14 protein-coding genes are annotated in these 11,275 nt (G+C 56.9%); 9 read left to right on the top strand and 5 right to left on the bottom strand.

Annotated elements, in window-relative coordinates; all coding sequences use genetic code 11:
• Nucleotides 1–13 precede the first annotated feature (13 nt).
• From argT to hisP, 5 genes are all read left to right on the top strand, one after another.
• Nucleotides 14–796, top strand: coding sequence for a lysine/arginine/ornithine ABC transporter substrate-binding protein ArgT (gene argT / locus VZP09_RS13645; protein WP_002913210.1), 783 nt, complete (start codon nucleotides 14–16; stop codon nucleotides 794–796).
• A gap of 267 nt (nucleotides 797–1,063) precedes the next feature.
• A complete protein-coding gene (gene hisJ / locus VZP09_RS13640) occupies nucleotides 1,064–1,846 on the top strand; it encodes a histidine ABC transporter substrate-binding protein HisJ (protein ID WP_002913209.1) in 783 nt (260 codons plus the stop codon).
• 64 nt (nucleotides 1,847–1,910) lie between these two features.
• Entirely contained in the window at nucleotides 1,911–2,597 is a 687-nt protein-coding gene (locus tag VZP09_RS13635) for a histidine ABC transporter permease HisQ (protein WP_002913208.1), read from the top strand.
• A complete protein-coding gene (hisM, locus tag VZP09_RS13630) occupies nucleotides 2,594–3,310 on the top strand; it encodes a histidine ABC transporter permease HisM (RefSeq protein WP_002913207.1) in 717 nt (238 codons plus the stop codon). The genes VZP09_RS13635 and hisM overlap by 4 nt, the downstream gene beginning before the upstream one ends.
• 7 nt (nucleotides 3,311–3,317) lie before the next feature.
• The gene (gene hisP / locus VZP09_RS13625; protein WP_002913206.1) at nucleotides 3,318–4,091 is read left to right on the top strand and encodes a histidine ABC transporter ATP-binding protein HisP; all 774 of its coding nucleotides are present in this window, start codon (nucleotides 3,318–3,320) and stop codon (nucleotides 4,089–4,091) included.
• A gap of 5 nt (nucleotides 4,092–4,096) precedes the next feature.
• Here hisP and VZP09_RS13620 read toward each other — a convergent pair whose 3' ends face one another.
• Complete coding sequence (locus VZP09_RS13620) at nucleotides 4,097–4,624, bottom strand: GNAT family N-acetyltransferase (RefSeq protein WP_004140943.1); 528 nt, start codon at nucleotides 4,622–4,624, stop codon at nucleotides 4,097–4,099.
• 119 nt (nucleotides 4,625–4,743) lie between these two features.
• Between VZP09_RS13620 and VZP09_RS13615 the strand changes: the two genes are divergently transcribed.
• Nucleotides 4,744–4,860, top strand: coding sequence for a hypothetical protein (locus VZP09_RS13615; protein WP_004217247.1), 117 nt, complete (start codon nucleotides 4,744–4,746; stop codon nucleotides 4,858–4,860).
• Here VZP09_RS13615 and VZP09_RS13610 read toward each other — a convergent pair.
• The 3 genes from VZP09_RS13610 to yfcG form a co-directional block, all read right to left on the bottom strand.
• On the bottom strand, nucleotides 4,840–5,733 hold the full coding sequence (locus VZP09_RS13610) for a TIGR01777 family oxidoreductase (protein WP_002913203.1): 894 nt from the start codon (nucleotides 5,731–5,733) through the stop codon (nucleotides 4,840–4,842). The two genes, VZP09_RS13615 and VZP09_RS13610, sit on opposite strands and share 21 nt — an antisense overlap.
• An 18-nt stretch (nucleotides 5,734–5,751) precedes the next feature.
• A complete protein-coding gene (gene folX / locus VZP09_RS13605) occupies nucleotides 5,752–6,114 on the bottom strand; it encodes a dihydroneopterin triphosphate 2'-epimerase (protein ID WP_002913200.1) in 363 nt (120 codons plus the stop codon).
• Between the two features lie 65 nt (nucleotides 6,115–6,179).
• Entirely contained in the window at nucleotides 6,180–6,809 is a 630-nt protein-coding gene (gene yfcG / locus VZP09_RS13600; RefSeq protein WP_004174988.1) for a GSH-dependent disulfide bond oxidoreductase, read from the bottom strand.
• A gap of 180 nt (nucleotides 6,810–6,989) precedes the next feature.
• Between yfcG and yfcF the strand changes: the two genes are divergently transcribed.
• From yfcF to yfcD, 3 genes are all read left to right on the top strand, one after another.
• Complete coding sequence (yfcF, locus tag VZP09_RS13595; RefSeq protein WP_004180746.1) at nucleotides 6,990–7,628, top strand: glutathione transferase; 639 nt, start codon at nucleotides 6,990–6,992, stop codon at nucleotides 7,626–7,628.
• Between the two features lie 62 nt (nucleotides 7,629–7,690).
• Nucleotides 7,691–8,242 carry a phosphodiesterase gene (gene yfcE, locus VZP09_RS13590; RefSeq protein ID WP_004174991.1) on the top strand — a complete coding sequence of 184 codons (552 nt, stop codon included), beginning with the start codon at nucleotides 7,691–7,693 and terminating at the stop codon, nucleotides 8,240–8,242.
• Nucleotides 8,243–8,299: 57 nt separating this feature from the next.
• Nucleotides 8,300–8,851, top strand: coding sequence for an NUDIX hydrolase YfcD (gene yfcD / locus VZP09_RS13585; protein ID WP_002913197.1), 552 nt, complete (start codon nucleotides 8,300–8,302; stop codon nucleotides 8,849–8,851).
• A 92-nt stretch (nucleotides 8,852–8,943) separates the two neighbouring features.
• On the opposite strand, the gene pta is transcribed toward yfcD, so the two are convergent.
• Nucleotides 8,944–11,091, bottom strand: a complete 2,148-nt coding sequence (gene pta, locus VZP09_RS13580) for a phosphate acetyltransferase (RefSeq protein WP_002913196.1) — start codon at nucleotides 11,089–11,091, stop codon at nucleotides 8,944–8,946.
• Between the last annotated feature and the right edge of the window lie 184 nt (nucleotides 11,092–11,275).

Genomic DNA, 11,275 nt, shown 5'->3' with positions numbered 1-11,275 from the left:
TTAAGGGTACTGTATGAAGAAGACGATTCTGGCTCTCTCTTTACTCGTGGGAATGAGCAGCACGGCCAGCGTGTTTGCTGCTCTGCCGCAGAGCATTCGCATTGGCACTGACGCGACCTATGCGCCATTTTCGTCGAAAGACGCGAAAGGGGACTTTGTTGGTTTTGATATCGATTTAGGCAATGAGTTGTGCTCCCGAATTAAGGTGAAATGTACCTGGGTCGGCAGTGATTTTGACTCCCTGATCCCCTCCCTCAAAGCGAAGAAAATCGACGCCATCATCTCTTCCCTCTCTATTACCGAGAAGCGCCAGCAAGAGATCGCCTTCTCTGACAAGCTATATGCCGCTGACTCGCGTCTGATCGCCGCCAAAGGGTCGCCGATCCAGCCGACGCTGGAGGCGCTGAAAGGCAAGCACGTCGGCGTGCTGCAGGGTTCTACTCAGGAAGCCTATGCTAACGACCGCTGGCGCAGCCAGGGCGTTGACGTGGTGGCTTACCAGAACCAGGATCTGATCTATTCAGACCTCGCAGCTGGCCGTCTGGATGCGGCGCTGCAGGATGAAGTCGCCGCCAGCGAAGGCTTCCTGAAACAGCCTGCCGGGAAAGATTTCGCCTTCGCCGGCCCGTCCGTTAAAGACAAAAAGTACTTTGGCGACGGCACCGGTATCGGCCTGCGTAAGGACGACGCCGAGCTGAAAGCCGCGTTTGATAAAGCGCTGGGCGAGATGCGTAAAGACGGCACCTACGACAAAATGGCGAAGAAATATTTCGATTTTAACGTGTACGGCGACTAAGACTGCTGCAGGCCCGCACAATGGGGTGGGCCTGCCGCCAGGTTCGTATCCATGCCCCAAAAGGGTGCATCTAAACGCGCCGTGGATCATTTCAGTGCAAAAGCAGCCAGTTTTTTGGCTAAAAAATGCATAGTTAAGCGTTTCTGATGCAAAAAATCGGCCTTTCTGGTGCATAAATCTTTGCCCTTAAGGGGCGAATAATGGCACGATAACTGGCGTAAATAGTTCTAATAAACCCGTTAGAATGACAGTCTGTCGAGGATAGTTATGAAAAAACTGGCGTTGTCTCTCTCTTTAGCGCTGGCCCTTTCCAGCGTTTCCACGGTCTTTGCCGCCATCCCGCAAAAAATTCGTATCGGTACCGATCCGACTTATGCTCCCTTCGAATCGAAGAATGCGCAGGGAGAATTGGTCGGTTTTGATATCGATCTGGCAAAAGAGCTGTGTAAGCGTATTAATACGCAATGTACCTTTGTTGAAAACCCGCTGGATGCGCTGATCCCCTCCTTAAAAGCGAAGAAAATCGACGCGATTATGTCTTCGCTGTCGATTACTGAAAAGCGCCAGCAGGAAATTGCCTTCACTGACAAGCTGTATGCGGCAGATTCGCGTCTGGTGGTGAAAAAGGGCAGCCCGGTAACGCCGGATCTCGCCACCCTCAAGGGTAAGCGCGTGGGCGTGCTGCAGGGGACGACTCAGGAAACCTATGGCAATGAGCACTGGGCGCCGAAAGGTATCGAAATTGTCTCCTATCAGGGGCAGGACAATATCTATTCCGACCTGACCGCCGGCCGGATCGACGCCGCGTTCCAGGATGAGGTCGCGGCCAGCGAAGGGTTCCTGAAACAGCCTATTGGTAAAGATTACCAGTTTGGTGGCCCGTCAATCAAAGACGAGAAACTGTTTGGTGTTGGCACCGGTATGGGGCTGCGTAAGGAAGACAACGAACTGCGTGAAGCGCTGAATAAGGCGTTTGCAGAGATGCGTAAGGACGGCACCTACGACAAGCTGGCGAAAAAATATTTCGATTTTAACGTATACGGCGAATAATTCTCACGCCTCGCCATTGCGTGCGTTTCGCGCGCAATGGTGAATGACAGACAGGGTAGGCAGCATGCTGTATGGGTTTTCACAGGTTATTTTGCAGGGTGCGCTCGTCACCCTGGAGCTTGCGCTCAGCTCGGTCGTTCTCGCCGTCCTGATTGGGCTGGCGGGCGCTGGCGCAAAGTTATCGAGCAACCGTCCACTGGCGCTGGTATTTGAAGGCTATACCACTCTGATCCGCGGCGTGCCCGATCTGGTGCTGATGCTGCTGATTTTCTACGGCCTGCAGATTGCGCTAAACAGCGTTACCGACGCGCTGGGTATGGCCCAGTTTGATATCGATCCGATGATCGCCGGGATTATTACCCTTGGCTTTATCTATGGCGCCTATTTTACGGAAACCTTCCGCGGCGCCTACCTGGCGGTGCCGAAGGGGCATATCGAAGCGGCTACCGCCTTTGGCTTTAGCGGCGGGCAGACGTTCCGGCGTATTCTCTTCCCGGCGATGATGCGCTACGCGCTGCCGGGGATAGGCAACAACTGGCAGGTTATCCTCAAGGCGACGGCGCTGGTCTCGTTGCTGGGGCTGGAGGATGTGGTCAAAGCCACGCAGCTGGCCGGGAAAAGCACCTGGCAGCCGTTCTACTTCGCCATCGTCTGCGGCCTGATTTATCTGGTGTTTACCACCGTTTCTAATGGCGTACTGCTGCTGCTCGAACGCCGCTATACCGTTGGCGTGAAGAGGGCTGACCTGTGATTGAAATTATTCAGGAGTACTGGAAATCACTACTGTGGACCGACGGCTATCGCTTTACCGGCGTGGCGATTACCTTATGGTTGCTGATCTCTTCAGTGGTAATGGGGGGCATCCTGGCGGTGTTTCTGGCCATCGGCCGCGTCTCGAGCAATAAGTTTATCCAGTTCCCCATCTGGCTGTTCACTTACATATTTCGCGGCACGCCGCTGTATGTGCAACTGCTGGTTTTTTACTCCGGCATGTATACCCTGGAAATCGTCAAAGGCACGGAGCTGTTGAACGCTTTTTTCCGCAGCGGGCTAAACTGCACGGTACTGGCGTTAACCCTGAATACCTGCGCCTATACCACTGAAATTTTCGCCGGCGCGATCCGCTCAGTACCCGCCGGAGAAATTGAAGCGGCGCGGGCCTACGGCTTCTCTTCGGTCAAACTATACCGCTGCATTATTCTGCCTTCCGCGCTGCGGATTGCACTGCCGGCCTACAGTAACGAAGTGATCCTCATGCTGCACTCTACCGCGCTGGCGTTTACCGCTACGGTACCGGATCTGCTGAAAATCGCCCGCGATATCAACTCGGCCACCTATCAGCCGTTCACCGCGTTTGGCATCGCCGCGGTGCTCTATTTAATTATCTCGTATGTGCTGATTAGCTTGTTCCGTAAAGCGGAAAAGCGCTGGTTGCAGCATATCAAACCTTCTTCGACGCATTGAGAACGCCATGTCCGACAATAAATTAAACGTTATCGATCTGCATAAACGCTATGGGGAACACGAGGTGCTGAAGGGCGTCTCGCTGCAGGCGAAAGCCGGGGACGTTATCAGCATCATCGGTTCATCGGGTTCCGGAAAAAGTACCTTTTTGCGCTGTATTAACTTCCTTGAAAAACCGAGCGAAGGCACGATCGTCGTCAGCGGCCAAAATATTGGTCTGGTACGGGATAAAGACGGCCAGCTGAAGGTGGCCGATAAGAACCAGTTGCGCCTGCTGCGCACCCGGTTGACCATGGTGTTTCAGCATTTCAATCTGTGGAGCCACATGACGGTGCTGGAGAACGTCATGGAAGCACCGATTCAGGTGCTGGGCTTAAGCAAACAGGAAGCGCGCGAACGGGCGGTAAAATATCTGGCCAAGGTCGGGATAGACGAACGTCAGCAGGCGAAGTATCCGGTGCATCTTTCCGGTGGCCAGCAGCAGCGTGTCTCTATTGCCCGCGCACTGGCGATGGAACCGGAAGTGCTGCTGTTTGATGAGCCGACCTCCGCGCTGGATCCGGAACTGGTGGGCGAAGTGTTACGCATTATGCAGCAGCTGGCGGAAGAGGGAAAAACCATGGTGGTGGTGACCCATGAAATGGGCTTTGCCCGCCACGTCTCTTCACATGTCATTTTTCTGCATCAGGGTAAAATTGAAGAAGAAGGGCATCCGGATGCGCTGTTTGGCGCGCCGAAAAGCCCGCGCCTGCAGCAGTTTCTGAAAGGTTCGCTGAAATAATCGGCTCATCCGGCGTCTGCGGACGCCGGATGAGCTTCCCGCTCCAGCCGATAGATCCAGTCATCGTAATCGACGCCGTTCAGATGATAGGCTTTCTCCAGCACCTGGGTGCGCACAAAGCCTTGCTTCTCCAGCAGGCGCGATGAGCCACGGTTTTCACCCAGCACCCAGGCATTGATGGCCTGCACCCCCAGGGTGGTGAAACCATACTCGCAGACCGCCCGCAGCGCTTCGCTGGCATAGCCTTTTCCCTGAGCCTGAGGCAGCAGCGCGTAGCCGACGTCAGCTTCGTGCGGATTTTTCGGACTGATGCGGAGCCCAATATCGCCCAGCGCCTCGCCGAATTTATCGCGCAATACAAACACCCCGGGATCGGCACAGCGACTGACGAAGACGCTGCGCAGCGCCTCCTCGCTTAACACCTCCCCCATAAAACGCATCACCTGCGGATCCTGGCGCAGGCGCAGAAAAAAGGGCCAGTCATCGGTAACAAAGCGGGTAAGCGAAAGGCGTGGTGTGGTGATGGTCGTCATAAAGCAGTCAATACGCAGAAAGAAAAGCCTACCTTAGCACTTTGCTTTGCCAGGTAACACCGGCGAACCGGCCGGCTGGCGGTGAATTCAGGCGATTAAGGGCGCTGGTTGTCCTGAATATGGCGATGCTGCAGCGCCAGGGTGAGGCCATCCAGGCGTGGAGCATGAGCCAGCAGAATGGAATCAGAGGAGCCAATGCTCCCCTGTGTCAGCCATTAACTCAGCACATCCTTTAGCGCTTCGTCCAGATCGTACCAGCGGAAGGCAAAGCCGGCGGCCTCCAGACGCTTTGGCAGCGCGCGCTGGCCGCCAAGCACCAGGACGGCGGATTCCCCCATCAACAGGCGGATAGCGGCGGCGGGAACGCGGAAAATCGCCGGTCGATGGAGCGCATGACCCAGCGCATGGGCGAACTGCTCGTTATGCACCGGGTAGGGAGAAACCATATTGAACGGACCGCGCAGATCGTTATCCAGCAGCCACAGAATGCCGTTAACCATATCGTCGATATGGATCCAGGCCAGGTACTGTCTGCCGTTGCCGATAGGCCCGCCGAGGCCGAGCTTAAAGGCGGGTGTCATTTTGCCGAGAATACCGCCCCGCGGAGCCAGTACCACGCCGGTGCGCAGCAGGCAGACGCGGGTGCGCTCGCTTTGCGCTTCGCAGGCAATTTGTTCCCAGCGGGCGCACAGCTTATGGGTAAACTCATTGTGCGGTGGCTCTTCTTCGGTCACCACCACCTCGCCGAGGTCGCCATAGTAGCCGATGGCAGACCCGCTGATCAGCACGGAGGGAGGGGTGTCGCTGGCGTGGATCAGGCCCACCAGCCGCTGCGTGAGATCCCAGCGGCTATGGCACAAGCGTTGTTTCTGCTCGGCCGTCCAGCGTTTATCAGCGATGGGTTCACCCGCCAGGTTGATGACGGCATCAATATCATTGAGGTGGTGATGGCCCTCGAAATCGCGCCACAGGGTGACGCGCGGATCGAGACGGGCGCGGGCGGTATCCGGATGTCGCGTGGAGACCGTGACGCTATGCCCGAGCTCCAGCAATCTGGGTATCAGATGTCGGCCAATCAGGCCGGTACCACCAGTAAGCAGGATCTTCATACCACCTCCCTGACATGGTTAGCGACGCCAGCTCATGGTCATGGACACCGAGTCGGCATAGCGCAGCGCATGAAGTTTATCAATCTCCACTTCAGCATATGTGACCCAGTGATGTTCGCATGCGATATTCAGCACATCCTGAGTTAATTTTTCCAGCAGCGAAAAACGGCCATTCTCAAGATGGCTGATTATGCGCTTGGTAATGGTGCGATAGTTCAGCGCATCATTGATGTCCTCGCTGTCGCGCGCTTTATCGGCAGGGTAGTGAATGGCTACATTCACTACCACGTCCTGGCGGTTGGCGATCTCTTCCTCTTTAATACCAATAAAAGTCCGCAGGCGCAGGTTCTTAATACGAATAATGGCGTCTGGTTGAGACATTGCAGGCTTCCTCCGTGGTGTAAGTCCTGCAATCATACAACAAAGCGCGACGGGCGAGCAGGGGGTTAATAAAGCTGAATTTTTAACATCGCTTCCGCCGTTGCCGGCCGCTGCTTAATGCGCTCATACCAGTTGTGCACCGCCGGATAGTTCGCCAGATCGATACGCTGTCGGACATGGCAGTTCACCCAGGGCCAGGCGGCGATGTCGGCGATACTGTAGTGGTCGCCGCCAAGCCACGGGCTGCATCCCAGACGCTGATTTAGCACCCCATACAGTCGTTGGGTTTCCACCTGAAAACGTTCAATAGCGTAGGGCACGGTTTGCGGCGCGGAGTGGGAAAAATGTTGATTTTGCCCCAGCATCGGCCCCAGCCCGCCGACCTGCCAGAACAGCCACTGCAGCGTGACGTAGCGTTCCCGCAGCTCGCCGCTCAGCAGCTTACCGCTTTTTTCCGCCAGATAGAGCAGGATGGCGCCGGACTCGAAAACGCTCAATGGCGCCCCGCCGTCAGCAGGCATGTGGTCGACGATAGCCGGAACTTTATTATTCGGCGAAATCGCCAGAAACTGCGGATGAAATTGTTCCCCTTTGCCGATATCGACCCGAATTAGCCGATAGGCTAGCTCCGCCTCTTCGAGGAACAGGGTGATTTTGTGGCCGTTTGGGGTGGGTGCATAGTAAAGATCGATCATAATATTTCCCGCCGTCGTGGGTCGCAAACTGTTCGAGTATAGGTGAAGCTGCGCCACCCGGGAGAAATTCCGCAAGCGACCCGGCAGCTAGGCGACGAGTCGTCTGCGTTCGAGCAGTGACATCGCCTGTAAGACAGGCTATGTTGGCTTATTGTCCTGTCTACCACCCTTGAGGAAGCTATGAGCCAGCCTGTCATTACCCTGTGGTCCGATGCCGATTTTTTCTCACCGTACGTGATGTCTGTCTATGTCGCTCTGCAGGAAAAAAGCCTGCCTTTTACCCTTAAAACCGTCGACCTGAACCGCGGCGAACATCTGCAGGCGGGCTGGACAGGCTATGCCGCCACCCGTCGCGTACCGCTGCTGGAGGTTGATGATTTCGCGCTAAGTGAGTCTTCGGCGATTACCGAGTATCTGGATGAGCGTTTTGCGCCGCCGGAGTGGGAGCGCATCTACCCGCATGATCTGCAAAAACGAGCCCGCGCCCGGCAGATCCAGGCCTGGCTGCGCAGCGATCTGATGCCAATTCGTGAAGAGCGATCCACCGCTGTGGTGTTTGACGGGGCGAAAATGCCGGACCTCAGCGAGGCCGGCAGGCAATCTGCGGAAAAGCTGTTTGCCACCGCCACCACGCTACTGGCCCACGGCGGGCAAAATTTATTTGGCGAATGGTCTATTGCCGACGCAGACCTGGCGCTGATGCTCAATCGCCTGGTTCTCAATGGCGATAAGGTACCGGAGGCGCTGGCTGATTATGCGTCTTTCCAGTGGCAGCGGGCCTCAATCCAGCGTTACGTGGCGCTTTCCGCCAAACGCTGAGGCTGATAACCCGCCGCGCTTCCGCTATCATAGAGGCATCGTAACCAGTGGAGATGGAACCTATGAAGCTGATGTTTGCCTCCGATATTCATGGTTCGCTGCCCGCCACGGAACGCGTGCTTGAACGGTTCGCGCAAAGCGGCGCCAGGTGGCTGATCATACTCGGCGATGTGCTCAATCACGGTCCGCGCAACGCGCTGCCTGAGGGGTATGCGCCGGGTGAGGTGGCGGAGCGGTTGAACAGCGTGGCGGAACGCATTGTTGCTGTTCGCGGCAACTGCGACAGCGAAGTGGATCAGATGCTGCTTCGTTTTCCAATGACCGCGCCCTGGCAGCAGGTGCTTAGCGAACGCTATCGCCTGTTTCTGACCCACGGGCATCTCTATAGTCCGGATAATCTGCCGCCGCTGGCCGCTGGCGATGTCCTGGCATATGGCCATACTCATATACCGGTCGCGGAAAAACGCGGCGCAATTTACCTCTTTAATCCCGGCTCAGTGAGTATCCCGAAAGGGGGATATTCCGCCAGCTATGGGCTGCTGGATCAGGGGCGGCTGCAGGTTTTAGCACTCAATGATAATCAGGTTATTGCAGAGGTTGCAATTTACCCGTAATTTAGCCCTCAATCATAAAGACGCGCCGCGAGAGCGCATTTAAAGTAAGGTTTCCTGATGGCGGAACAGAATCATTTGGCAAGCACAGAATGGGTCGATATTGTTAATGAAAACAATGAGGTGATAGCACAGTCCAGCCGCGAGCAAATGCGCGCGCAGTGCCTGCGCCACCGGGCGACCTATATCGTCGTTCATGACGGAATGGGGAAAATTCTGGTGCAGCGACGCACCGAGACAAAAGACTTTCATCCGGGCATGCTGGATGCCACCGCTGGCGGCGTCGTGCAGGCTGATGAGCAGCTGCTGGAATCGGCCCGTCGCGAGGCGGAAGAGGAGTTAGGCATCGCCGGGGTGCCGTTTGCCGATCACGGCCAGTTTTATTACGAAGACAAATTCTGCCGCGTCTGGGGAAGCCTGTTCAGCTGCGTCTCCCACGGGCCGTTCGCCCTGCAGGAAGAAGAGGTCAGCGAGGTGTGCTGGTTAACGCCGGAAGAGATCACCGCCCGCTGCGATGAGTTCACGCCGGACTCCCTGAAAGCGCTGGCGCTGTGGATGACCCGCAACGCCGGTAATGAGTATGATGATGCGGAAGAGAGCGAGCGCGAATAAAGATCGCAAACGCGCGGCAGCAATCGTCGCTCGCCTCCTGACGACAAAAAGGCAGCCATTCGGCTGCCTTTTGCTTTGACTACAGCGGCAGATTACTTCTGCTGCTGAGCCGATTGGATCGCGGTCAGTGCGATGGTATAGACGATATCGTCTACCAGCGCGCCACGGGACAGGTCGTTGACCGGCTTGCGCATACCCTGCAGCATCGGCCCGATGGAGATCAGGTCGGCAGAGCGCTGTACCGCTTTGTACGTGGTGTTACCGGTGTTCAGATCCGGGAAGATGAACACGGTCGCGCGGCCAGCTACCGGTGAGTTCGGCGCTTTGGACTTCGCTACGTCAGCCATCACCGCGGCGTCATACTGCAGCGGGCCGTCGATCATCAGGTCAGGACGTTTTTCCTGGGCCAGACGGGTCGCTTCGCGGACTTTCTCGACATCGCTACCCGCGCCGGAGGTACCGGTGGAGTAGGAGAGCATCGCTACGCGCGGTTCGATGCCGAAGGCAATCGCGGATTCAGCGGACTGAATAGCGATTTCCGCCAGCTGCTCGGCGGTCGGGTCCGGGTTGATCGCGCAGTCGCCGTAAACGTAAACCTGTTCCGGCAGCAGCATGAAGAACACGGAGGAGACCAGCGAGCTGCCCGGCGCGGTTTTGATCAGCTGCAGCGGCGGACGAATGGTGTTGGCAGTGGTGTGAACCGCGCCGGATACCAGACCGTCGACTTCGTCCTGTTCCAGCATCAGGGTGCCGAGAACCACGTTGTCTTCCAGCTGCTCACGCGCGACCGCTTCGGTCATGCCTTTGTTCTTACGCAGTTCGACCAGGCGACCCACATAGCTTTCGCGAACCACTTCCGGATCGACGATTTCAATGCCGGCGCCAAGCTCCACGCCCTGGGCCGCGGCTACGCGGTTGATCTCATCCGGGTTACCCAGCAGGACACAGGTGGCGATCCCGCGTTCGGCGCAAATCGCCGCCGCTTTCACGGTACGCGGTTCGTCGCCTTCCGGCAGAACGACACGTTTGCCGGCTTTGCGCGCCAGCTCGGTCAGCTGGTAGCGGAAGGCTGGCGGAGAGAGACGGCGGCTGCGCTCGGAGGTCGCGGTCAGCGATTCGATCCAGTCGGCGTTGATGTAGTTGGCCACGTATTCCTGAACTTTCTCGATACGCTCGTGATCGTCAACCGGTACTTCGAGGTTAAAGCTCTGCAGGCTCAGGGAGGTCTGCCAGGTGTTGGTGTTGACCATGAATACCGGCAGGCCGGTCGCGAAAGCGCGTTCACACAGCTTGCTGATGCGCGCGTCCATTTCATAGCCGCCGGTCAGCAGAATGGCGCCGATTTCCACGCCGTTCATTGCCGCCAGGCAGGCCGCAACCAGCACGTCAGGACGGTCTGCGGAGGTAACCAGCAGAGAACCAGGGCGGAAGTGTTCCAGCATGTGCGGGATGCTGCGCGCGCAGAAAGTCACGGATTTCACGCGGCGGGTATTGATATCGCCTTCGTTGATGATGGTCGCATTCAGATGGTGCGCCATGTCGATCGCGCGGGTCGCGATCAGATCGAAGCTCCATGGCACTGCGCCCAGCACCGGCAGCGTGCTGCCTTTCTGCAGCTGAGCCGGGTCAATCTTCACGATTTTTGCTTTCGACGAGTCGTCGAAAATTTCCGACAGGTCAGGACGGGTACGGCCCTGATCGTCGACAGGGGCATTCAGTTTGTTGACGATAACGCCGGTGATGCTGGTATTTTTGGCGCCGCCAAAGCTGTTACGGGTCAGTTCGATACGCTCGTTCAGCTGTTCTGGCGTGTCGGTGCCCTGAGACATCACGAAGACGATTTCAGCGTTCAGCGTTTTGGCGATTTCAAAGTTCAGCGCCTGGGCGAACTGATGCTTACGGGTCGGTACCAGGCCTTCCACCAGCACCACTTCCGCGTCCTGAGTATTCGCGTGGTAGTTGGCAATGATCTCTTCCATCAGCACATCTTTCTGATTGCTGGAGAGCAGAGACTCAACATGGCTCATCTTCAGCGGTTCAGCGGCGGTGGTGGTGGAGGAGCTGGCGCGAACGATGGTGGTGGTCTGGTCTGGGGCATCGCCACCGGAACGCGGCTGGGCGATAGGTTTAAAGACGCTCAGACGAACGCCTTTGCGTTCCATAGCGCGGATCACACCGAGGCTGACGCTGGTCAGACCTACGCTGGTACCGGTAGGAATTAACATGATAGTACGGGACACGGTATATCCTCTTTCGTTACCGCCAGTATCAGGCGGGATACAAAACAGCACCGCCAGCTATCCGTCATATTTCAAGTTGCAGGTGCGTTGGCTCTACTTGCTCACCCCGGTGGCGTACGCGCTGTACGCGGCCGGGGTTTTGCTGTGTCGCCGCCTTCCTGCAGCTCGAATTATTGCGGGTCAG

The sequence above is a fragment of the Klebsiella sp. EMBS2024 genome (assembly GCF_036233805.1).
Lineage (GTDB): Bacteria > Pseudomonadota > Gammaproteobacteria > Enterobacterales > Enterobacteriaceae > Klebsiella > Klebsiella pneumoniae.
Note: the sequence above shows the minus strand (reverse complement) of the source record. Positions and strands in the feature narration are given on the sequence as shown.